18 protein-coding genes and 7 tRNA genes are annotated in these 23,275 nt (G+C 41.6%); 3 read left to right on the plus strand and 22 right to left on the minus strand.

Annotated features, from left to right (window positions below):
* Positions 1–80 precede the first annotated feature (80 nt).
* The 4 genes from DXX93_RS12265 to DXX93_RS12280 all read right to left on the minus strand — a co-directional run bounded on the left by DXX93_RS12265 (position 81) and on the right by DXX93_RS12280 (position 7,160).
* Positions 81–3,245 (minus strand): efflux RND transporter permease subunit, encoded by a 3,165-nt coding sequence (locus tag DXX93_RS12265; RefSeq protein WP_116008348.1) that lies wholly within the window; start codon positions 3,243–3,245, stop codon positions 81–83.
* A complete protein-coding gene (locus DXX93_RS12270; protein ID WP_116008349.1) occupies positions 3,242–4,921 on the minus strand; it encodes an efflux RND transporter periplasmic adaptor subunit in 1,680 nt (559 codons plus the stop codon). The genes DXX93_RS12265 and DXX93_RS12270 overlap by 4 nt, the downstream gene beginning before the upstream one ends.
* A gap of 20 nt (positions 4,922–4,941) precedes the next feature.
* On the minus strand, positions 4,942–6,438 hold the full coding sequence (locus DXX93_RS12275; RefSeq protein ID WP_116008350.1) for a TolC family protein: 1,497 nt from the start codon (positions 6,436–6,438) through the stop codon (positions 4,942–4,944).
* A 215-nt stretch (positions 6,439–6,653) separates the two neighbouring features.
* Positions 6,654–7,160, minus strand: a complete 507-nt coding sequence (locus DXX93_RS12280; RefSeq protein WP_147302686.1) for a hypothetical protein — start codon at positions 7,158–7,160, stop codon at positions 6,654–6,656.
* 192 nt (positions 7,161–7,352) lie between these two features.
* On the opposite strand from DXX93_RS12280, the gene DXX93_RS12285 reads away from it, so the two are divergent.
* The 3 genes from DXX93_RS12285 (at position 7,353) to DXX93_RS12295 (ending at position 11,332) form a co-directional block, all read left to right on the plus strand.
* On the plus strand, positions 7,353–8,579 hold the full coding sequence (locus DXX93_RS12285) for a MerR family transcriptional regulator (protein ID WP_181902215.1): 1,227 nt from the start codon (positions 7,353–7,355) through the stop codon (positions 8,577–8,579).
* Positions 8,580–8,894: 315 nt separating this feature from the next.
* Complete coding sequence (locus DXX93_RS12290) at positions 8,895–10,715, plus strand: NACHT domain-containing protein (RefSeq protein WP_147302687.1); 1,821 nt, start codon at positions 8,895–8,897, stop codon at positions 10,713–10,715.
* A complete protein-coding gene (locus tag DXX93_RS12295) occupies positions 10,715–11,332 on the plus strand; it encodes a hypothetical protein (RefSeq protein ID WP_116008354.1) in 618 nt (205 codons plus the stop codon). Before DXX93_RS12290 ends, DXX93_RS12295 begins: the two co-directional genes overlap by 1 nt.
* Here the strand turns inward: DXX93_RS12295 and DXX93_RS12300 are convergent.
* The 18 genes from DXX93_RS12300 to ybgC form a co-directional block, all read right to left on the minus strand.
* The gene (locus DXX93_RS12300) at positions 11,315–11,869 is read right to left on the minus strand and encodes a hypothetical protein (RefSeq protein ID WP_116008355.1); all 555 of its coding nucleotides are present in this window, start codon (positions 11,867–11,869) and stop codon (positions 11,315–11,317) included. The two genes, DXX93_RS12295 and DXX93_RS12300, sit on opposite strands and share 18 nt — an antisense overlap.
* Before the next feature lie 99 nt (positions 11,870–11,968).
* Positions 11,969–13,044 (minus strand): IS3 family transposase gene (locus DXX93_RS12305; RefSeq protein WP_116008356.1). Its coding sequence is split into 2 segments (ribosomal slippage): positions 11,969–12,795 and positions 12,795–13,044, totalling 1,077 coding nucleotides; the frame shifts between segments, so codons are not numbered across the junction.
* Positions 13,045–13,115: 71 nt separating this feature from the next.
* Positions 13,116–14,186 carry a hypothetical protein gene (locus tag DXX93_RS12310; protein ID WP_116008357.1) on the minus strand — a complete coding sequence of 357 codons (1,071 nt, stop codon included), beginning with the start codon at positions 14,184–14,186 and terminating at the stop codon, positions 13,116–13,118.
* A gap of 93 nt (positions 14,187–14,279) precedes the next feature.
* Positions 14,280–14,370, minus strand: a tRNA-Ser gene (locus DXX93_RS12315).
* Between the two features lie 31 nt (positions 14,371–14,401).
* Positions 14,402–14,489: transfer RNA gene (locus DXX93_RS12320), tRNA-Ser, on the minus strand.
* A 127-nt stretch (positions 14,490–14,616) separates the two neighbouring features.
* A complete protein-coding gene (nadA, locus tag DXX93_RS12325) occupies positions 14,617–15,657 on the minus strand; it encodes a quinolinate synthase NadA (RefSeq protein ID WP_116008358.1) in 1,041 nt (346 codons plus the stop codon).
* A 902-nt stretch (positions 15,658–16,559) separates the two neighbouring features.
* Positions 16,560–16,635 (minus strand) — tRNA-Lys (locus DXX93_RS12330).
* 146 nt (positions 16,636–16,781) lie between these two features.
* Positions 16,782–16,857, minus strand: a tRNA-Lys gene (locus DXX93_RS12335).
* Between the two features lie 45 nt (positions 16,858–16,902).
* Positions 16,903–16,978 (minus strand) — tRNA-Lys (locus DXX93_RS12340).
* A gap of 65 nt (positions 16,979–17,043) precedes the next feature.
* Positions 17,044–17,119, minus strand: a tRNA-Lys gene (locus DXX93_RS12345).
* Positions 17,120–17,173: 54 nt separating this feature from the next.
* Positions 17,174–17,249: transfer RNA gene (locus DXX93_RS12350), tRNA-Lys, on the minus strand.
* 146 nt (positions 17,250–17,395) lie between these two features.
* A complete protein-coding gene (gene ybgF, locus DXX93_RS12355; RefSeq protein ID WP_116008359.1) occupies positions 17,396–18,163 on the minus strand; it encodes a tol-pal system protein YbgF in 768 nt (255 codons plus the stop codon).
* 40 nt (positions 18,164–18,203) lie between these two features.
* Entirely contained in the window at positions 18,204–18,752 is a 549-nt protein-coding gene (pal, locus tag DXX93_RS12360; protein WP_116008360.1) for a peptidoglycan-associated lipoprotein Pal, read from the minus strand.
* Between the two features lie 42 nt (positions 18,753–18,794).
* A complete protein-coding gene (gene tolB / locus DXX93_RS12365; RefSeq protein ID WP_374188945.1) occupies positions 18,795–20,144 on the minus strand; it encodes a Tol-Pal system beta propeller repeat protein TolB in 1,350 nt (449 codons plus the stop codon).
* A gap of 119 nt (positions 20,145–20,263) precedes the next feature.
* A complete protein-coding gene (gene tolA / locus DXX93_RS12370) occupies positions 20,264–21,208 on the minus strand; it encodes a cell envelope integrity protein TolA (RefSeq protein WP_258872659.1) in 945 nt (314 codons plus the stop codon).
* 3 nt (positions 21,209–21,211) lie between these two features.
* Entirely contained in the window at positions 21,212–21,634 is a 423-nt protein-coding gene (tolR, locus tag DXX93_RS12375; RefSeq protein ID WP_116008362.1) for a protein TolR, read from the minus strand.
* 14 nt (positions 21,635–21,648) lie between these two features.
* Complete coding sequence (gene tolQ / locus DXX93_RS12380) at positions 21,649–22,326, minus strand: protein TolQ (RefSeq protein ID WP_116008363.1); 678 nt, start codon at positions 22,324–22,326, stop codon at positions 21,649–21,651.
* A complete protein-coding gene (ybgC, locus tag DXX93_RS12385) occupies positions 22,316–22,726 on the minus strand; it encodes a tol-pal system-associated acyl-CoA thioesterase (RefSeq protein ID WP_116008364.1) in 411 nt (136 codons plus the stop codon). Before ybgC ends, tolQ begins: the two co-directional genes overlap by 11 nt.
* Between the last annotated feature and the right edge of the window lie 549 nt (positions 22,727–23,275).

A 23,275-nucleotide genomic window follows, 5' to 3' on the forward strand; every position in this document is an offset into this window, starting at 1 on the left:
TCGGTTCTATATTATTCTTTATAGTTTGCACTGATAATGATGGTTGATGACGTAAAGGGTGCTTTAGGTTTTAGGCGCAACTAACTGTTTATGCCCTTGTTTCTATGTCCTGTCCTGCGCCAAAGATAGTAAACAACAGGTAATACCAGCAAGGTTAACACTAGTGCCGATACCATACCACCCACCATGGGTGCGGCAATTCGTCGCATCACCTCAGCCCCAGTGCCACTGCCATATAAAATCGGCAATAAACCAATGATAATGGTAGCGACCGTCATCACCACAGGGCGAACCCGCATTCCCGCTCCTTGCAAAATCGCTTCAATAAGCATGTTATTGGTCATTAGCAGGCCGCGCTGGTGACATTTCTCAAATGCTGCTTGATAAGCTTGATTAAGATAAACCAGCATAATTACGCCAATTTCTACGGCTACGCCTGCTAAGGCAATAAAGCCAACGCCCACGGCGACAGAAAAATTAAACGACTCTAGGTAAATCAGCCATATACCGCCAATCATTGCCAGTGGCAGTGTTGCCAAAATAATCGCCACTTCGGTGAGTTGACGGAAATTTAAATACAGCAAAATAACGATAATCGCTAACGTCAGCGGCAATACATAAGTTAGTTTTTCCTGTGCTCTGGCCATATACTCATATTGTCCTGCCCAAGTGAGCGAATAGCCTGCTGGCAACGGTAATTCTTCGGCAAGCTTAGCTTTTGCGCTAGTCACATAACTGGCAAGATCAACACCTGGGTCAACATCAACAAAGACAATACCATTTAAGCGTGCATTCTCACTTTTAATGGCTGGTGGTCCTAATTTGATACCAATATTGGCAACATCGCCTAGCGCAATGTGTAAGCCACTACTCGTCACTACCGGCAAGCGCGCCAACTGCTCTGGCGAATTGCGGAAATCTTGCGGGTAGCGCAAATTGATCGGATAGCGCGCTAACCCTTCCACCGTTTGCCCTATGTTCATGCCACCGACAGCAATTGCCACCACTTGCTGAACCTCGGCGATACTTAACCCGTAATGCGACGCTTTGATGCGATCAATGTCGATATCAATGTAACGCCCGCCCGCAACACGTTCAGCATAAACAGAGGCTGTGCCTTTATGCTCACCTAACACTTGCTCGATTTGTTGGCCAAGTTGCTCGATCACCGCTAAATCACTACCCGCGATTTTAATGCCAACTGGCGTTTTAATCCCCGTGGCAAGCATATCGATACGGGTTTTAATCGGCATCACCCAAGCATTGGTTAATCCGGGGAATTTCACCAGTTGATCGAGTTCAGCGATTAAATCATCGGTGGTTATTCCCGCTCGCCACTGGCTTTGCGGTTTAAGCTGAATAAAAGTTTCAATCATGGTAAGCGGCGCGGGGTCTGTTGCGGTTTCAGCGCGACCGATTTTGCCAAACACGTTTTGCACTTCGGGAATGGTGCGAATAAGTTTGTCGGTTTGTTGGAGTAGCTCTCTGGCTTTACCAATCGACAACCCCGGATAAGTGGTTGGCATATACATTAAATCCCCTTCATCCAGCGAAGGCATAAACTCGCTACCAATTTGATTAACGGGCATAAAACCAATGTAAGTTACCACCAAGGCCGCTAATACCGTAGATTTTGGAAATTTAAGTACAGCGGTTAACACAGGCAAGTAAATAGCGATTAACACACGATTAATTGGATTTTTGCGCTCAGACACTACCTTGCCACGAATAAAATAGCCCATCAGCACAGGAATTAGCGTGATTGCCAAGCCCGCTGCGGCGGCCATGGCATAGGTTTTGGTATAAGCCAGTGGCGAAAACATGCGCCCTTCTTGCGCTTCCAATATAAATACAGGTAAAAAGCTTACGGTAATAATCAATAAACTAAAAAATAATGCTGGCCCAACTTCGGCAGCAGATTTTGCCACTACCTGCCAGCGAGCTTGCTTATCCAAAATGCCAGTTGATGAAGCTTTTTCCAGATGTTTGTGCATATTTTCAATCATCACAATAGCACCGTCAGTCATCGCACCAATTGCAATCGCAATACCCCCTAACGACATAATGTTGGCATTAATGCCTTGCCAATACATGATGATAAAGGCCACTAGAATGCCAATTGGCAGGCTGATAACCGCCACTACCGCAGAACGCAGATGAAACAAAAATACCGCACAGACCAGCGCGACTATCGCCAACTCTTCCAGTAGCTTTGACCATAGGTTTTCAACAGCACGTTCTATTAAATTAGCGCGATCGTAAACAGTGACAATTTCAACACCGTCTGGCAGCCCCTGCGTTAGCTCTTCAAACTTTGCTTTAACGCCAGCGATGGTTTGCTCCGCATTTTCACCAAAACGCATCACCACCACACCGCCAACCGTTTCACCTTCGCCGTTAAGCTCAGCAATACCACGGCGCATTTGCGGGCCAAGCTGAATATCCGCAATATCGCCTAACAGTAATGGTTTACCTTGATTGTTTTTGTCGGCAGGAAGACCTAAGGGAATAGCAGCTAGGTCTTGCTTCGATTGAATATAGCCACTGGTGGTAACCATATATTCCGCTTCTGCCATTTCAATGACGGATGCACCAACCTCTTGGTTACCCTGCTGTATCGCCATTTGAATATGACTGAGCGGAATATCGAAGGCACGCAACTTATTCGGATTTACCACCACCTGATATTGATTGACCATACCACCAATGGCTGCCACTTCCGACACGCCCGCAACCGCTTGTAGCTCGTATTTTAAAAACCAGTCTTGAATACTGCGAAGCTGGCTTATATCGTGCTGACCCGTTTTGTCTTGCAGCGCGTAAACGTAAATCCAGCCAACACCCGTTGCATCTGGGCCTAATTGTGGTTTTGCAGCGGCAGGTAAACTGGGAGTTACTTGTGACAAATACTCTAACACCCGCGAACGTGCCCAGTATAAGTCGGTATCATCGTCGAAAATAATATAAACGTAAGAATCACCAAAAAACGAATAGCCACGCACCGTTTTTGCGCCCGGCACCGATAACATTGCCGTGGTTAGCGGGTAAGTCACTTGATCTTCAACTACCTGTGGCGCTTGACCCGGATATGAGGTTTTGACAATCACTTGCACGTCAGACAAGTCTGGAATGGCATCCACAGGCGTTTGTTTTAGTGCAAACAACCCGCCAGCGACAAGCATCAAGGTTAATAGGAAAACCAATAACCGATTGTGAATTGACCAATAAATTATACGCGCAATCATTGGCTAGCCTCGCTAGCACCGATAGCGTTTATCTCTGTAACAACAAAATCACCAGCACGTATCTCAAAAGTAAAACGCACTTTATCGCCAATGTTTACTGCTGATAAATCCAAGTTATCACTAACGGTAAAATCCATGGTGGTGGCTGGTCGTTGCCACTTTTCAATCGCGTCACGTGAAATATTGATAATTGTTTGGGCATTTTCTGCGATGCTTTTTTCAGCATAAACGATGGCATTAACAATGCCGTTAACTGTGGCGGTAGGTACTGTGATGGTAAGTACTTTGTCATCAGCCATATGCATTGGACTAGAGCCTTCAGCCATCATAGTTAAGCCCTTTGCATTCATTCCAGCCCCCTCTGCTAGAGGTGACATACGCATAAGGTCAGATGAAACACTGGATTCTGAATCAATTAAAAACTGAGCGGAAATAACCACTTCATCGCCAGCCATTAGGCCATCAAGAATGGCAACTTGCTCGCCACTCACTTGCCCTAACCTAACGGCAACCGACTTAAACTGTCCGTCACCTAATGCCAATACCACACGATCTTGTAGCCCGGTGCGAATAACTGCCGATAATGGCACATTAACGGTCGGCTCACTTGGCGTTGCATCAATCGTAATTTGAGCAAACATATTCGGCTTTAACTGCTCGTTAGGATTAGTAAATTTAAGCCGAGCGCGTAGCGTGCGATTATCAGCACGTAAGGTTGGATAAAGATAATCAACTTCACCTTGCCATACTTGGCCCGGTAAAAAATCGAGTGACATACTGACGTTGTTACCTATCGTGATAAAGCTTGCATCACTTTCTAGCACTTGTGCTTCCACCCACACGGAAGATAAATCGCCAATGCTCATCAGCGTATTACCCGGTTCAACATAAAAACCTTCACGAATTTTTAGGTTATTGATCACACCTGACTTGGGCGCGTAAAAAGTAACGTTTTGCTGTACTTGCCTTGACTTGGCTAGGCGTTCAATAAAAGCTTCACTCAGATGGAGCGCACTTAAACGAGCTTTAGCTGCTTTTACTAAACTGTTATTTGGGTAGTTTTTGGAGGCTTGAGCATTAGCGCGGTTAAGCGCGATTAAGAACTCTTCTTGCGCATTGACTAATTCAGGAGAATACAAGGCATAAAGCGGCTGCTCTGCCTTAACTTGATCCCCCGCAGCTTTGACAAAAAGTTGTTCAACCCAACCAGCAACTCGTGGGTGAATATGCACGATGGAATCTTGATCGTATTGCACCACGCCAAGTGTATTTATTTGGTGCACAAGTGGTGCTTTTTTGGCGATAGCGGTACGAACCCCAAGATTGTTAATCACATGCGGAGCAATACTTACCGCACCTTCACCATAGTCTTTGCCACGGCCATGCGAGCTTGTTTCATCTTCATAAACGGGGACAAGATCCATGCCCATGGGAGATTTGCCCGGTTGGTCACGGCGATAATTGGCGTCCATTGGCGCGACCCAATACAATGGTTTTTTCGCTTTTTTACTTGCACTTTCAGCAGTATCACCTTGAATAGCTTCACCTTGAGCTGTACCTCCTTGGTTAGTGCCACTCGACGGGAATAAAAAATATCCGCCTAGCATTCCTATGGCTACGCCCAGAATTACCAATACAATCGGCTTACTCGCTATTTTTTTTAACTGTGTATTCATAAAATTTCCTAACAACAATCTTATTCACTTGCCGTATTTTCGGTCGTTGTGGTGAAGAAATAATTTAAGCGACTGACCGCTTTAAGTAGCTCAACATCTATGGTTAATGCCGTTACTTTGGCATTAAGCTCAGCAATGCGCGCTCTCACCACGTCGGTAAAGCTGCCGTTGGCATTGGTATAGGCTGTTAACGTTGCTTTTGATTGCTGCAGAGTTTGTTCAAGAATTTGCGATTGATATAGGGCTTGGCGTTTCTTTAAACCGGCAACATTTGCTAGCTCTTTTTCAGTTTCACCGAGCATTTTTTGTAGTAGCAAACGTTGCTCTGTTTTTATTGCTTCACTTTCTGCGGTTGCCGCTAACAGCCAGTTATCTTGGCGCTTTTCAGTAAACAGTGGCACTTCAACACTTACACCAACGGAGAAAAAGTCAGCGCGTTCGCCATCATTGCTTTCGTTGATAAAGCGGTTGTCAGCATCGTCACGATAACCATAGCTCGCATTGAGCTGCCATTTTGGCTGATACTGAGTTTTGGCGAGTTTAACGCCTTGCTGCGCAACTTTTTCGTCTATGCCTTGCACGCGAATTTTAGGGTGCGTTAGAAAACGCTGAATAAGACTTGCCTGAATATGGCTATTATTGCCAAGTACCTGTCCTGTCAGGCTTTGTTCAGTGAGCTTTTGTCTAGCTAGCTTAGCTATATTGCGACCGCTAAATTCAACCAAAGGTAGTTGGCTTGGCAACTGGATTGATAAATATTCTAACCCCACTACATCGCTTGGCAGGTACTCAAACAAGGCGCCTAGTGCCGCTAAATACTTTTGCTGCTCTGCTGCCAACTTATCATCCAGTTGCAATAATTCGAGCTGCGCCGCAATAATGTCTTGCTGCTTCACCTTACCGCTAACACTGCCATAACTAGCTTTTGAGCTATCCACTAATTTTTCAAATAAAGCGCGATCTGCTTCAATAAATTGAATCACCTGCTGCGCGCGAAATGCTTCTAACCATAACAAGGAAACTTGGCGTTTGAGCTGAGCGCTTCTGTCTAATCTCAACAGAGGTTGCTTGCCTGCGGTTAAATCAAACTGAGACTTTCTTATCGCTCGCTCACCTTTTCTTGGAAGTGGCTGACTGACACCTAACCTTAGCTGCGTCATATTTTCTTGGTTAAAATCCCATGAATCGGTAGGCAAGTTTTGCACCCCAAGCGAAATTACTGGGTCTGAAAAACTCATCGCGGCTTCGCCTTTGGCAAGGCTTGCCTGTTCTCGATACTGGCTTTGATTCAGCCAAGGATCTGCACTAACAGCAAGATAAATTGCCTTTTCCAAGGTTAAGGTAAAGGACACACGAGTAGCAGGTGAAACATTGCTAGCATTTGCTACAGGCAGATAAGCAATAGCATTGGCCAGCAGCATGGATAGTAACAAAGCGCTAAAACGCAGCTTACAGCCACGGCGAACTTGATGATAAAAATTAACGAAACTTATAGCGACACTCATAACGACACTCATAACGACACTCCCGTGTCTAGCTCTAGCATTCAAGAAAGCGCATTACAGGTAAAAACATCACGGTTAAAATGACGCAATGCGAACTTGCAGCTAAAAAGCTTTAACAACATGCACTAATCACTAGTTAAAAACCTAGTTAGAAGCACACAAACAACAATAAAAGGTGAATTTTGGGCCTATAAACCCTTATTTTGGGCATAAGAACCCTAGGAGAATTAGCTTTGTATAGGAGGTTTAAACAAGGAAGAGAATATGCCATGCAAGGCGACTTGTGTAAGACCAAACGCTTTATCTGAGTTTAACGCCAATGAAAATGACGGATAATCATTAAAAGCCGTGACACTTGAACAGCTCGCCGTTGGGCATGAGCAATCTGCCCCGCAGCAATCCATATCACTCATGCTGGCGTTATCACTTTCGCTAATAGTTTCGTTCATACTAGCCATATGCTTAGCATGCTCTGAACTCATGTTGCCCTCAGGTTTGGCTAGCGTTTGACTTTCTTGAGGGTAGTGAGCTTGATGGTGATGTGAATGATCAGCAAGGCTCGTTTTATTGTCCGTTTTTTGCATGTGTGAAGCGTGCTCTTCAGGGCTTGAAGCATGACTCGTATTACAGTTGTGCATAGCAAATGCTGATGTCTGTGCCGACAGCACCATCACCATTAACAACCATAAAGTAATTTTAGAGAGAAACGCTTGCATAACAAAAGAATAGATCACAATTGGCGCAAAGGATAACGCCAGCTTGGGCGAAAGTAAATGCGCACCAATAAATTCACCTTAACGACCTGACCTTAAATTCATAAGCTATACCGCTACAAGTTGCCTAATCTACTGCTATAAATTCGCTGTTGACCTGTCTATTACTTTATAGTTTACAGTAAGGATCTGAGACAGAAATAAGCGTCAATTGTGTATCGAATATCTGAACTAGCAAATCTAGTGGGGCTTTCAAGAACAGCGCTGCTTTATTATGAAAAACTTGGGCTTATTAAAGGCCAGCGACAAGCAAATGGCTATCGACTGTATTCAGCGTTAGACCTAGAGCAAGTGAAGTTTATTCAACGACTTCAACTTGGTGGCTTATCGTTAAAAGAATGTAAAGCCTGTTTAGCACATCAAATTGACAAAAAAATGCTTAAACAACGGCTCGCCAAATTAGACGAAGAGATATTGCAGAAACAACAAGCACGAGAAATGCTTGCAGCTATGGCTGGCTTAAACGCTGAGATCAAATCTAGTGATACTGATTCTAGTAACTGTAATGCTGAGTTTAACGAGCAAAGTTGGCATCAAAAGGCAATTCACGACACACCAGAAGCGCATTTTAATTGGCTTTTAACACAAGGCTTTAACGAGAAGGAAGCCTTGCGACTGAAATGGTTATCAAAAAATATGACACAACACGATCAATATATGACTGACTTTATGCACATTTTTAATGGGCTAGAAAGATGGGGACCGGGTGATGAGAGTGAAACACTTCGTGCCCTTTCACTGCTCACAGACAAGCCAAAGAGAGTACTCGAAATTGGCTGTGGTAAAGGCTTAGCGACCAAGGTGCTCGTGCAGCATTTATCGGCTGACATTACCGCAGTAGATAATGAAGAATCCACATTGGCTAGTGTTAAAGAAATGCTCCAAAGCCAAACTCAAACAACGCTAAGAAGTTCAGTTAACACCCTATGCGCAAGTATGACAAGTTTGCCCTTTGAGCCGAATAGTTTCGAACTTATTTGGTCTGAGTCATCGGCATATATTATGGGCGTTGAAAAAGCATTGGCTACGTGGCAACCGCTACTCACTGATAACGGCATACTGGTATTTAGTGATCTAGTGCTATTAACGGATAAGCCAAGTAAAGAAGTAGCTGACTATTGGCGCAAAGACTACCCTGAAATTCAAACCGTTGACACTAGGCGTGGGCAAATCACCAAGGCGGGCTATCAGTTGATTGCTGACTTCACCTTTCAACAGACATCATGGGATAACTACTATCTGCCGCTGCAGCAACGTATTAAGGAGTTGTCCGCAAGTATGGCATCATCATCAGCGCTGGCGGATATAGCAAGGGAGGTAGATTTTTATCTGAGTTATCAAAAAGAATATGGCTACCAGATGTTTATCTTACAAAGATAGGCAGTGCCGAAGCCCTAACTTATTACTGTTAATAGTATTGCTAACAGCAAAAACGGGCACCTCTTTAGAAGTGCCCGTTTTATAAAATATGGCGGTGAGATAGGGATTTTACGCCAACACTTCACCGAATCACATAACTGATTGAATATATTCAGCATCCTATCATCACAAAATTCTATGTGACAGAGCTTTGTGACAAAATATTATTTATTTATCATAAATTTTCATATAACCTAAAGCTTTATGAGCAATTAATTATGAATATATTCAATTACATAACTATTGCATTTTGATAAAGTAGTATGGTGTGACAAAGTGCTTAATAAACATTCAGATGGAAAGTCTTCTTTAATTCAGAAAAAAATAGAAAACATAGCTTTAAAATGTACAGGCAGTAACAAAGCAGAGGTGCAGAAATGGATGCACAATGGCACAGTTAAAGACATTTCTACTAATTTAAAAAAAGTTCTGTATGTAAGAACAATTTTAACGAAAAAAGATGAGCAAAATTTATTAGACTTTTACTACCCATCCTCAATCAAACTAGAAAATCAACATCTAACTATTGAAAATGTTAGTGAAAGCGCTATTGAGCAACCAGCTTTATTAATAGGTACTGTTGGGCAAGGTAAGTCAATATCTCTTAGGTATCTATCTTTTTATGAGCTTTGTAAAACTGAAAGAATCCCTGTATTTTTAGAGTTAAGAAAACTGCGCTCCTCAACGCCTCTTACTACTCATATACAAAACTTCTTAGAAAAAGTTAAATTAACTTGTTCTGAAAAGTTAGTACAATTTTTATTAGCAAATGGGTTTATATCTCTACTACTCGATGGCTTTGATGAATTAAAACATGAGAAGCGCCAACATTGGGTTAATGAAATTGAAAACGTTATAACAAAATATAAAAAGACAAAGGTTGTTGTTACAACAAGACCGAATACTGATATCCATCAGCATCACATCTTTAAGAACTATGAATTAAAACAATTAGATGAGGCTGATCGCGCTAACTTTATTAAGAAGTTAGTAAAAAATACAGAAGATCAAAATGCATTAATAGGTAAGCTTTCCAATGCAGGCAGCGGTGTTACCGACTTATTAACCACACCATTATTAATGGCACTATTTGTCAGTGTATACAATAACAGGCGGAAACTGCCAAACTCAAATTCAGAATTTTTTGATGAGTTGTTTTCTACTCTGCTATCACGTCACGATGGGTTAAAAGTAGCATATGATAGACCAACTAAGAGCGGATTCACTGACAAAGAGCTAAAAGCTGCACTTCAATCGCTTTGCTACCAGACAAGAAAGGCATCTTTTAGGCAAATTAGCGATATACAATTAAATGATATAGCTACGTTAGCATTAAACGCCATTAATTTAGATTCAAAGAAATCAGAAAGTTTCATATACGATGTGTCAAATATTACCTGTCTATTACTAAAAGACGGGCTAGAATACAGGTTTATACACGACTCTGTGCAAGAGTACTATTCAGCATCATTCGTAAGAGATCAAGAGGAAGCAAAAGAGAAGTTTTACAGCAAATATCTAACTGATTGGCACCACTGGAGTCCAGAATTAAACTTTTTAATGTATATTGATCCTGTCGGATACAATAAATATTTTTTTGTACCCTCTGTAAAGTTACTATGTGATGTTAATGATGAAAATGAAATAATAAGGTTCAAAAAGTCATCATTCATTGATTTACTATTAGTGACTGACATCATTTTTCTTGAAGATAAAGAAAAAGGAGAAGACTTAAAGTTTTTATTGTTGGCTACGAAAGAATATGTTTCAAATTGGGCTTCTGATCTAATATGCAAATTTGAACTTGATTTTGAGCAAAACTCTTTTAGACGAAGCATAGAAAAAACAGTAAAACAAAACTTTACAAACGGCCAAAAATTAGCAAAATACGTTGATAAAAAGAAAATATCAGAAACTTTTAAAGTAAATTCCGTAACTTTCTTCATTTTTCAAGCTCATGAGTTTTTAAGCGATGCTAATTTCATAGATCAATTATATGAATCTATTGATGATGATGCTTTGTATGATTTAATTAAAGGCCTTAACAACTCATTAAATTTTATCAAAAGCAAGAAAGATATTGGAAATGTATTCTAATGAGATGGTCAGAAATTAGGTTCTTAGGAAATAGTAAATTAGTTCAACAAAACTATATTTGGATATTCTTAGTACCCGTAATTGTTAAACTATCTATATACCCAGAGAAAAGCTTACAATTAATTGATAGCGAATACATTTTAAACCTACCATTCTCATGGTACTTACTTTATTTTGCTGCGTTATCGTTTGCTATTGGGTTATCAATATATCTAATAAGGTGCCCCAAAATAGTAAAAAGTTATGATGATTTCTCTAAGTTTAAAGAACATGGAAATAATTTTAATCAACTAAATTTGTTTTTTAATAATGTAAGTCAACTGAGTAGTAATAATCTAAAAGGAATTACTCAATGGCTCGAGTCTATATCTCAGGAAACTAAACCAGAAGATATCGACAACAATCTAACTACCTGTATAGAGTTAAATAAATCAAGTAAAGCCTTTAATATTAAAAACGATTATCAATGTGATAGTTTTTGGGAGATCTATAATTTAGCTGAAATTTCAAACCATAAATCCCTTATATTAGCGACTTTTTTTTACGGGATTGGCTTTGCAATACTATTAGGTATTTTAGTTAAGAATCTTATATTTGTGTTAACACAAATACTTTAATTTATTCGGTTTATATTTTACTTTACTATCAGCCCCTTTGTTTTTATATGCGGGTTTATCAAATAAGTTTTTTACAGGTACTCCCCAATACCAAGTCAGTAATGGCTGACTGTGATAGAGAGAAAAAAACAACGCATCGTAAAACTGGTAACCTAAAATCAGGTAGTCACTAAGCTTATAAGCTTTAATTTTGTCTGGCTCTTTACTGGGGTTGAGCTTGGATTGTAGCTCACTAAATTTGGCTTTTTCTTTATTGAATACGAAACTAGAAATAGCCGCAGCTAATGGCAATGGAGGGCAACTGCTGTTGATATAGTCCATCAGTTCTTGACCGTATTCTTGCAGTAAAAATTCAAGTTCATTAATGAGTTCAACGGGTAAGCATTGATTATCAAGCACTAGCTTATGGTCTACCGTCCAAACAGCCCTTGTTGGCGCTTTATACTTATCTGAAATAACACGACATTGTTCGGTTGTTATTGTGCTTTCTATTTCTGTAATGAGGCGCGCTAATAGCGCCTGCTGTTCTTTTAACATGTCAGTTTCCTTACTTTTTTCTTGTTTACTGGTGTCTTTTCGTCTTCGACGTGACCTTTCCCCTGAATTAGTACCGCTTCTTCAATGAGATAATTCATATTAAGCAGCCCGTTTCGCGAACTCAACAGGTGATAAATAATTCAGTGAGCTATGCGGTCGAACATGGTTATAGTGCTCACGCCATTTATCTATTTCATACCTAGCTTCTTCCATCGTTCTGAACCAATGCTGGTTCAAGCATTCATTTCTGAACTTGCCATTTAAGCTTTCCACAAAAGCATTTTGAGTAGGTTTTCCGGGCTGAATAAAGCTAAGTTTCACATGACTTTCCTTCGACCAGAAGAACATCGCTTTGCTCGTAAACTCAGTGCCGTTGTCACAAACGATTGAGTTAGGCTTTTCTCGCATTTCAATTAAGTGAGATAAGAAACGAGCGACTTGTCTGCCACTAATTGAAACACAAACAAGCTGACCAACCATTTCTCTTGAGTAATCATCGACAACATTAAGTGTTCTAAATCGTCTACCGTTTGCCAACTGATCGCATACGAAGTCCATCGACCAACGCTGATTTAACGTTGATGGCACCTCCATGGGCAGTCGAGGCCGCTGTATTTTCTTGCGCTTCTTTGTACGAACTTGCAGACTTTCTTCGGTGTAAATTCGATAAGTTTGTTTCTTGTTTTTAACTAAACCTTCAGCTCTAAGTAACCCGTGCAGCATAAGATATCCATAGCGAGGATATTCTGCTGCCAAAGCCCTTAGACGCTCTCTTATGACTGTGTCAGCCTTCTTTCTTGGACGATATCGAAATGCAGTGCGACTGACACTTGATAGTTGGCAAGCCACTCGTTCACTGAGGTTAAACAGTTCGATTAAATGACTCGCTATCCGCTTTCTATCCGAAGGCTTTACCACTTTTTTGAAAGTACATCCTTCATTCCTTCTACTTCAAGCAGCTTTTCCGCTAATAGCCGTTTGAGCTTATTGTTTTCAGCTTCAAGCGCTTTAAGACGTTTTGCTTCATTGACTTCAAGGCCTGCATATTTGCTACGCCAGTTATAAAACGTACCAGTAGATATGCCCATTTCTCGGCAAATATCGTCAACTTTAGTGCCTGCTTCATGCTGTTTGATGGCTCGAATGATTTGTTCTTCGGTGTAACGTTTTTTCATTTTGAGATCTCCACTGTCTCCAGTTTATTGGAAATCTCATCAAAGTCATGGTCTTAATTTCGGGGGAAAGGTCACAGTAATACGGCTTCTTTAATTTCTATTGCTTTTTTCTTATCAAATTTCTGAATGTCAAAGTCTTCGCCAATCAAGGTATATAAAAAATTAAATGAGATATTGTATAAATCGATTGAATTAGATTTTACTGATTTAGCTTTTTCTGCAATAAACGCTTCGTACGTCTCTTTTAACGGTATGCTGTTTTCTTTTTCAGCTTCCGCAATTTTACCTGATTTAAAATCAGCGATGACTTGCTGAGTTTCTTTGATTGTTTCTATTAATTCTAAAAAACTATTGTACTCAACAGGGTTAAAGGCTTTTGCATTAACGTCATCAGCGAAAGGATTATAATCTTGCTTAAAGCTTTTTAGCTCTTTCATTAAGTGTTTTTTAAAATCTAATTCAATGTATGCATGACGAGCAATAAAGCGCTTGATTACTTGTGGATCGTAGACAGATTCAGGATCTTGAAATGCCTGATAAAAGTCTTCATCGTAATGTTGTTCACCGAAAAACGATTCAGCCGCAGACGGTTTATCGATGTTAGGTGTATTAGGGTTCTTTTTGTGAATATCAGTATAGAATGAAGACGTTAAAAATCGGCTGTACGCATCATAATAATTCATCATGTAAGGTTTATGAGCGATTTGTTTATTTAGAGCTAATAAATCCTCTTTATCACCACTCATTAACTTTTCAAGATACTGAGCATAACTATCATTATCGTCATCGGTAAAGGCAGGAATTTGATTTAATTCATCTGCAAACGATTGAGAAGCGAGTAGCTTTTTGCCCCAACCCAAGTACGTTTCAAACTTTGTGCGTAAATAACCGTAGAAGTCCCAATTACTCGCCTGATATTTACTATCTTCACCTAAAACCAACTGCTTCAACTCCCTTTTGATTTTATTTTTTATAAACAACGCTAACCAACGCGCATCGGTAATATCGTCTGTTTTCAGGGTGGCTGTAAAGTGTTTTTTAGTTAAATCAAACTGATAGACATATTCAGTGGGAATACGCATGCGAAAATAAAGATTTTTCGATTTTGCGTATTGATAGAGGTAATGATTTGAAACCTGCATAACTCACCTTTTGTGGCAGAGTTATGTGACGGAGCCGTATATAAGAAAAAACCCGTTGAACTTTATAATAAAATTCAACGGGTTATCTTAATATGGCGGTGAGATAGGGATTTGAACCCTAGAGGGGCTACAAACCCCTGCCGGTTTTCAAGACCGGTGCTTTCGACCACTCAGCCATCTCACCTAATTTTTTGTGTTGTCCATTACCAACGTAATGGCGGTGACGGAGAGATTCGAACTCTCGATACGTTGCCGTATACACACTTTCCAGGCGTGCTCCTTCAGCCACTCGGACACGTCACCCTTGCTTTAAAAAAGCTGCGCTATGGTAGAAAAAAAGCCTTGTTTTAGCAAGGCTTTATTTTCAATTTCAGTTTAACTGATTAGTCGTTAATCAGATTATTCGATTCAGCGCTATTCTGACGCCAATTTAGCGCTTTAAAGACGCCGAAAACTCTAACATACGATTAGTAGAGCGCAAGGCACCTTCACGTAATTCCATATCAACAAAGATCTCTTTGCCTGACGGATCAATCAAGGCTTCTTCAATCGCTTGTAAGCCATTCATCGCCATCCAAGGACAGTGTGCACAGCTGCGGCATGCCGCGCCTTGGCCGGCGGTTGGCGCTTCGAAGAATTCTTTTTCTGGGCTTAGTTGCTGCATTTTGTAAAAAATTCCGCGATCAGTTGCGACAATAAATTTCTTATTCGGTAGCTCTTGTGCCGCTTTAATTAACTGGCTGGTTGAACCGACTGCATCGGCTAGTTCGACAATTTCCGCAGGTGATTCAGGGTGTACTAAAACAGCAGCATCAGGATGCAGACCTTTCATGTCCTTTAACGCTTTGGTTTTGAACTCGTCGTGAACGATACAAGCACCCTGCCACATCAGCATGTCGGCACCTGTTTGCTTTTCGATATAGTTACCTAAGTGGCGGTCTGGGCCCCAAAGGATTTTTTCACCTTGTTCGTCTAAATGTTCAACAATTTCAAGTGCGCAAGAAGAGGTGACTATCCAATCTGCGCGGGCTTTTACCGCCGTCGAAGTGTTTGCATAGACCACCACAGTGCGATCTGGGTGTTCGTTACAAAAGGCATCAAATTTGTCGATTGGGCAGCCTAAGTCTAACGAACAAGTGGCTTCAAGTGTTGGCATGACCACGGTTTTTTCTGGCGTAAGTACTTTAGCGGTTTCCCCCATAAAACGTACACCAGCAACAATTAAGGTGTCAGCTTCGTGCTGATTACCAAAACGAGCCATTTCTAACGAGTCAGCAACACAGCCGCCGGTTTCTTCGGCTAGTGCTTGGATTTCTGGATCTGTGTAGTAATGCGCGATAAGTACTGCATTTTTTTCTTTTAACAGCTTTTTGATACTTTCTTTGTACTGCGCTTTTTGCTCAGCAGTAAGAGGCTGAGGTTTGGCAGGAAATTGAAAATCAATATCAACTGCTAAGTTCGATTGTGACATTACCTTTCTCTAAACTAATTTTTTGACGGGAACAAAATCGGGTGACGATTATACGCCAAAGCCGTAGGAATGTGTACCTAAGGTCATGGCGTTGTCATATATCCTAGTTAAAATCTGCATAACGACAATGGCTTGCGTTAACTACTCGTAGCAATTTTTATACCAATTGAATTAATTAATTGATCAATTCAGAGCGCTGTCAGCGGTGGGAGAACAAGCCAAATTTTTGTTGATATAGTTGTTCTACATCTCATCAATTTGGCGCCGTTATCGCGACGCTGACACGCTCCCAAAGGGCGAGTTTAAAAGGTTCATATGCTGCGTTATTGATTTTGACAAGGGAGCGACCATTCTCTGCAATCAATGCCTTGCCTCTGAACCTTTTAATTCTCGCTGAATGATTAAGTATTTATTTCAATTGGTATTATTGCGCATCCGTACATTCGATTGTTCACGAGTGAAATAACGAGTTGATATTTTAAAGCGCGGAAATACGCAGCCAGCCAGAGTGAACTTTACTATTCGATCATTAATTGAAGTTAACGGCCTTAGCTTTATTTTTTAAAGTAGATTTGATGCTAGAAAGTAAAGTGGTCGGTCGTGATGGGTTTAAACATTCGACACATAATTTAGGTAAAAAACGTTAAAAGCTTTGGCTTTGAGTTTTTACGGTAGATTATGATTTGAGAATAAGGTCGGCGGTCGTGACGGGTTTAAACCTTCAACACTTCATTTAGGTAAAAAACGTTAAAAGCCTTGGCTCTGGGTTCTCCTGTAATTTTTAGGCTTGAAAATAAGGTAGTCGGTCGTGAAAAATTTGAGTCTTCGACACGTAATTTGGGCAAGAACATTAAAAGCCTTGGCTTTGAGATTTATTTTAAATATAAGGTTTAGAAGTAAGGTGGTCGGTCGTGAAGGATTTGAACCTTCGACAAATTGGTTAAAAGCCAACTGCTCTACCAACTGAGCTAACGACCGATATAGATTTGATTTTCTGTCACCCACTCTAACAAGTTTAGAAAGGTGGTCGATCGTAAAGGATTTGAACCTTCGACCATTCTTTGGGTTTAAGCGTTAAAAGCCTTGGCTTTTCTCTCTACTTAAACTCATTCACCTAAAAAAGGTGGTCGGTCGTGAAGGATTTGAACCTTCGACAAATTGGTTAAAAGCCAACTGCTCTACCAACTGAGCTAACGACCGATATAAATTTGATTTTCTGTCACCGCTCTAACAAGGTTAGAAAGGTGGTCGGTCGTGAAGGATTTGAACCTTCGACAAATTGGTTAAAAGCCAACTGCTCTACCAACTGAGCTAACGACCGATATCAGAAATTTTACGACAATTTACATCACTACTTATTTGGTAATCGCATTACTGCGAAAAGAGTGGTCGGTCGTGAAGGATTTGAACCTTCGACAAATTGGTTAAAAGCCAACTGCTCTACCAACTGAGCTAACGACCGATATAAATTGTTGTCACAAATGAGTTGCCTCGCACGATTCCTTGGTAAGAAAAGTGGTCGGTCGTGAAGGATTTGAACCTTCGACAAATTGGTTAAAAGCCAACTGCTCTACCAACTGAGCTAACGACCGACATTTGTTGTTGCGTTGCCCTCTCGTTCAACGCGCCGCATATGATACTTATAATTTTTGTCAGTGCAACAACATTTTTGATGTTTTTTAGTAATTCCAGTTCGTTTGCCCAAATAGCAAACAAATAGAATAAGTTACCAACAAATTTACTGTAAACTTTGCAATCTAGGCTGGGCTAATTGCGCGGCTGTTGCGTCAGGGTATTGCGAAATCAATTGCTGATACATAGCAACTGCTTTTGCTTTTTGACCTTGCTTTTGTGCAACCATGCCAAGTTTAAGCATAGCATCAGGGCGTTTATTAGAAGTTGTATGACGTTGCACCACAATATCAAACTCGGCAGCCGCTTGCGCTAGCTCACCTTTGTTGAATAATAACTGCCCTAACCAGTAATGTGCATTGGGTGCGTAGGAGGAGTTAGGGAAGTTTTTGTTGAACGCTTGAAACTCAGGAATCGCTTTATCGTACTGCTTTTCTTTTAGCACCATATTAACTGCACGATCATACGCTTGATTTTCAGTTAAGTTACTACTGTAGTTGGCAGCAGGTGTACTACCTTGAGGTGCAGCGAGTGCAGCAGGCACTTGGGCAGGCGTTTTGAGTGCTTCAGAAACGCGGCGCTCAATTTCTTGATATAGCTCACGCTGACGCTCGAGCACTTGCGTGAGTTGGTGTGAATGTAATTCTGTCACACCACGCAGTTCGCTCATTTCTGTTTGCAACTCGTCGAGTTGACGCTGAATGTTAACTTGCGCTCGATTACGCGCATTCAATTGACGCTCTAAGTTGGCAACACGATCTGATAAAGAGCCTGTATTACCACCTACATCTACCACCGGTGCCGGTTGCTGAGCTAACACAACAGAGGTGCTAGCAGCAGCAAAAAGCCCGAATAAAACTTTATTGAGTTTCATTACCGTCCTATTTACCTTGTTACTCGTAATTAGCTACTTATTAGTAAACTAATACAGCACGACGGTTTTTAGCAAAAGCCGCTTCGGTGCGATCTTTTACCATTGGTTTTTCTTCGCCGTAGCTTACGATGCTAAGCTGAGAAGGAGAAACACCCATGTTTTCTAAGTATGTTACAACAGCTTTTGCACGACGTTCGCCCAGTGCAATGTTGTACTCCGGCGTACCGCGCTCATCGGCATGGCCTTCTACTAGTACTTTAACGCCTGAGTTGTTGTTCAAGTATTTAGCGTGTGCGTCAAGCATTGCTGAATATTGACCAGATAAAGAAGAGGTATCGAAATCGAAGTATACGATGTGTCTGCTGCGAAGTTGCTCAAGTTCACGACGCTTTTGCTCTTCAATTTCAGCCGCGCGTTGTGCTGCTGTTACTTGCACGTTGTCTGAAGTTTGCGTTTGTTGCGTAGTCGTTTGGCTAGCGTTGGTATCAACTTGGCTTTGGCCATCAGTATCTGAGCTTGAGCTACAAGCTCCTAAAGCTAGCATAGGTAATGCAATTGCTACACTCTTCATTACTTTATTCAAGCGCATTTTATTTTCCTTATTCATATAAATAGAATTAACTAATAATTATTATAAAAATGGTGACCAAGCTGGCGATTTAACCTGACCATTAAGCGCAGGTAAACGAGCTTTAAATCTGCCATCAACAGACACTAAACTCAGCACTTGGCGGTTTCTGTGCATTGTGCTGTAGATTATCATGCCACCATTGGGTGATACACTCGGCGATTCATCTAAGCGCGTTTTGGTTAGTACTTGGAATACACCAGTGTCTAACTCTTGTTTCGCTAAGTGATATTGACCGCGCGTACGGTTAACCATAATTAATTGACGGCCGTCTGGGGTTAAACTGCCCCCTAAGTTCATTTCGCCATCAAATGTTAAGCGTCTTACTTTGCCATCGACTAAATTTACGCGATAAAGCTGCGGTTTTCCACCCCGTTCTGAACTAAAAATCAATGAATTACCGTCAGGACTCCAACTTGGCTCAGTGTCGATTGCGCGGTGACGAGTCACGCGACGCAATTTATTAGAAGCGATGTCTAGTGTATAAATTTCAGGGTTGCCATCTTTTGACAGCACCATGGCAAGTTTTTTACCGTCTGGCGAGAATCGAGGTGCGCCATTGATACCTGAGAACGAGCTCACCAAGCGGCGCTTACCAGTGTAAATATCAATAAAATGCACTTGTGCTTGGCGATTTTCAAACGTTACATAAGCAACTTGTTCACCACTTGGGTGCCACGCAGGCGACATCAGTGGTTCTTTTGATTTAAGTAGCACTTGCTCGTTGTAACCATCGTAATCGGCAAACACGAGCTGATACGGAAAATCGCCGTTATCGCGGACAATAACGTAAGCGATTTTGGTTAAAAACGCGCCGCGTTCACCGGTTAGTTTTTCGTATACTGCATTACTGATTTGGTGGCCGAAGCGTCGGAATTGGCTGCTACTAATTTGCGCACCACTGCTAATGAGTATATGTTTGTCATCGGCAATTAATCGACCACCGCTCAGCATCTGGCTTTTACCCCCGGTAATTTGCCCGCGAATCACATCGATTAACTGATAACTTACTTGATAGCGGCCAATGCCCGTTTCAGTAACACTGCCCACCACAATCGCTTCAACGCCTTCTGCCGCCCATGCTGTGTAGTCAACGCCATTGTCTGAATACACTTGTTGTGGATATCGGCTGGCAGCAATTGGGCTAAACTTGCCACTGCGCAGTAAGTCGTCACTAACGACTTTGCTAATACTTTCTGGCATAGCGCCAGAGCCTTGCCATTGGAATGGCAGCACAGCAATAGGACGTGCACTGTCTACCCCTTCCGTGATGACAATTTCTAGCGTTGCAGACGCTTGACTTGAAAGGATTAATAAGACGAATGACAATGCCAGTTTAATCGACTGGCGCATGGCGTGAAATTGTTGAAACATATTTTTTGCTTTACTCGTTATGGCTTTCGTTATTCGTTTTTTCACGCGACTTACAAGCTTGCAAAACCGGTGTCGCGCGTGAAAGTTGTTTAGCCAAGCTAAAACTCTGGCACTACCGTTAAACTAATGCGTCGCATCTGCTGGAAGACATCCGGATCTTTCGACACGGGTAGTGTTCCTGCTTTATACACAGCGTTTTTAGCGGCATTACAAACTACTGCGCTACCCTGCCCTGTTTGTACGTTAGTGACAAAGCCTGATGGTGCAAGAGTTATGGTTAATTTACAAGACTTTCCTTCCATTGAAGAGCGATCCGTAATTAAGTGGCGCTGAATCGTTTGTGTAATTAGCGCAGTATAGCGGCTAATCTCAGACTGCATTTGCTGACTACGCGCCCGTTGCCTTGCCGCCATTTCTTGCGCCATTTGCTCCGCCAGTAGTTTTTCTTGCTGGGCGCGCTCTTTCGCTTCCTGTGCTTTGCGCTTGCGCTCAGCCTCGGCTTTGCGTTTGCGCTCTTGCTCTTTTTTCTTGCGAATGGCTTCTTCGCGCTCACGTTTCTTTTTCGCTTCAGCGGCTGCTTTTTCTTTACGTTTGCGCTCTTGCTCTTTTTTCTTACGTGCTTTTTCTGCGGCTATTGCTTTTTGCTTAGCTTGGCGCGCTTTTTCTTCGGCGACGCGCTTCTCTCGCTCTTTTTGCTTGCGCTGTTGCTCAAGTTTTTTAAGCCGCGCCTGCTCTTTCGCTTTTCTGCGCTTAGCGGCTTCCGCTTTTTCTTTTTGTTCGCGGATGCGCTTTTGTCTAGCTGCTTCCGCACGCGCTTTTTCTTCCCTAAGCTTTTTCGCATGGTTTTCAATGACAGAATTATCAACCACAACCGCCTGAATGGGGTTTAAGTTGACCTGCATTGGTTTTGGCTTAGGCAAATGAGAGCTAAAGTTGCCAAACAGCAGCACCATACCCAGTGCCAGATGCAAAGTGACACTCAAGCCAAGAGGCGAGCTAAGCTTGCTCAGTAATACTTTAGATGACGTCAGTTTACTCGACACGCCCTACTTCTCCGGCGAATCTGTCATTAACCCTACCGATGGCACACCCGCTTTTTGCAGTAATACCATTAATTGGATAACCGCATCGTATGAAACAGCACCATCGCCATTCACAACGACAGGCTTTTTCGGGTCTAGTTGCAATTGCGCGGCAATTTCTATTTCAAGCTCTTCGGCGCTGACACGCTTGTTCTTACCGGCACCTTCGGCGATGTAGTAATTTCCTTGTGCATCAACAGAGGCAACAATAGGGGTTTTGCTGTCTTTATCTAGTGGCTCAGAGTCTGCCTTGGGTAAATCAACTTTGACCCCTTGGGTGATCAATGGCGCGGTGACCATAAAGATGATCAGCAATACCAACATTACGTCGATATAAGGAACAACATTAATTTCAGCAACTTTTCTGCGTCTAACACGGTTATACATAGTGTACTCCGCTCTTAGTGTTCAATTGCCGATTGACGGTGCAGTATTGAAGAAAACTCTTCCATAAAGTTACCGTAGCTGTTTTCCAACTTTTCAACTTTATGGCTAAAACGGTTAAATGCCATAACCGCTGGAATAGCTGCAAATAGCCCCATTGCGGTTGCCACCAATGCTTCGGCAATACCTGGTGCAACCATCGCAAGTGTTGCTTGTTGGACGGCACCCAAGGCAATGAATGAGTTCATGATCCCCCAAACCGTGCCAAACAGGCCGATGTATGGGCTAATGGAGCCAACCGTTGCCATAAACGGTAAATGTGTTTCTAAACTATCCACTTCACGCGATAAGGCGACGCGCATCGCTCGGTGTGTGCCATCAACAATTGCTTGCGGCGATTGAATATTGCTTTTGCGTAAGCGCGCAAATTCTTTAAAACCAGCAACAAATAGGCTTTCAATCCCTTGAACTTGTTGGCGTGATGAGATTTCGTTGTATAGCTTGGTTAAGTCCGCGCCACTCCAAAACTTATCTTCAAATTGTTTTAATTGCGTTGATGCTTGATCAAGCGCTTTTTTGCGCTGAAAAATCATTGCCCAACAGGCAACCGAGAAGGCGAGTAAGATCAGCATCACTGATTTTACTAACAGGCTGGCTTGAAGGAATAAGTCAAAAATTGATAATTCAGCTGACACTTTGCAATGCTCCTAGAATAAATGCTGGTATTGGGCATGGTTTGTTCTTTGTAAAGTCAACACAAGCCACGTTAACTTCCATACGGCAAAGTACTGTGCCGTTTGAATGGGTTATTGTTTGTGAAAACATCACACTGGCTTTTTTAAGTTGCTTTATCTCGGTGTGAACCGTAATAAGGTCGTCCAATCGGGCGGGTGCAATGTTATCCATTTCAACTCGTCTGACAACAAAACCCAATGAATGTTCGAGAAAACTTGATTGAGAAATACCTAAGGCTCTTAGCCACTCAGTACGTGCCCGTTCAAAAAATTTTAAATAATTGGCGTAATAAACAATGCCACCAGCATCCGTGTCTTCATAAAACACACGTACTGGAAACTGAAACGAAGGAGAGGCCATTAATTTGTAGATATTATTACACTGTTGTTATGGCGATTATCTTAATAATAAAGGCTAGTATCGACAAGGGTTTCACCACGATTATTCGTGATTAAATTGTAAAAAAAGACACATTCGTATAAAAACCATCCAGACACCTTAGTAAATTTAACCATTTCTTAATATTCATTTTTCGCGAATAAAAATTCACAAACTACCGTAACTACTGCTATAACTATGCATTCATTATTCATTCGCGGCTACCAAACCACTTTTCACATTAGTTTTTCTAATGATTAGACTTAATTTTATTAGTTTGTCGTGGTCTGAGTTGTTCATTAGAATACCCTTGTTTTCTGAGCTAGCGCAGTGAGAGCTTCTCACCAGCACAGATACTATGAAAAGGTGGTTTTACACCATCTTCTCTCTGACATGTTTCCTGGAATTTTTTAACTTCCTTCTATCAACTTTATTAAGTTGGCCCGCTTCAAATAAGCGGGCTTTTTTTTGCCTAAAATTCGATTATTTCTCACGTTAATGATGGCTATCTATTGCAGCATGTTTGTAATT

This window comes from Thalassotalea euphylliae (assembly GCF_003390335.1).
Classification (GTDB): Bacteria; Pseudomonadota; Gammaproteobacteria; order Enterobacterales; family Alteromonadaceae; genus Thalassotalea_F; species Thalassotalea_F euphylliae_B.

Bases quoted from the DNA above. Each gene is read 5' to 3' on its own strand.
- DXX93_RS12265 (WP_116008348.1), bottom strand. From the start codon at position 3,245: ATGATTGCGCGTATAATTTATTGGTCAATTCACAATCGGTTATTGGTT.
- DXX93_RS12270 (WP_116008349.1), bottom strand. From the start codon at position 4,921: ATGAATACACAGTTAAAAAAAATAGCGAGTAAGCCGATTGTATTGGTA.
- DXX93_RS12275 (WP_116008350.1), bottom strand. From the start codon at position 6,438: ATGAGTGTCGTTATGAGTGTCGCTATAAGTTTCGTTAATTTTTATCAT.
- DXX93_RS12295 (WP_116008354.1), top strand. From the start codon at position 10,715: ATGAGATGGTCAGAAATTAGGTTCTTAGGAAATAGTAAATTAGTTCAA.
- DXX93_RS12300 (WP_116008355.1), bottom strand. From the start codon at position 11,869: ATGTTAAAAGAACAGCAGGCGCTATTAGCGCGCCTCATTACAGAAATA.
- DXX93_RS12310 (WP_116008357.1), bottom strand. From the start codon at position 14,186: ATGCAGGTTTCAAATCATTACCTCTATCAATACGCAAAATCGAAAAAT.
- nadA (WP_116008358.1), bottom strand. From the start codon at position 15,657: ATGTCACAATCGAACTTAGCAGTTGATATTGATTTTCAATTTCCTGCC.
- ybgF (WP_116008359.1), bottom strand. From the start codon at position 18,163: ATGAAACTCAATAAAGTTTTATTCGGGCTTTTTGCTGCTGCTAGCACC.
- pal (WP_116008360.1), bottom strand. From the start codon at position 18,752: ATGCGCTTGAATAAAGTAATGAAGAGTGTAGCAATTGCATTACCTATG.
- tolB (WP_374188945.1), bottom strand. From the start codon at position 20,144: ATGCGCCAGTCGATTAAACTGGCATTGTCATTCGTCTTATTAATCCTT.
- tolR (WP_116008362.1), bottom strand. From the start codon at position 21,634: ATGTATAACCGTGTTAGACGCAGAAAAGTTGCTGAAATTAATGTTGTT.
- ybgC (WP_116008364.1), bottom strand. From the start codon at position 22,726: ATGGCCTCTCCTTCGTTTCAGTTTCCAGTACGTGTGTTTTATGAAGAC.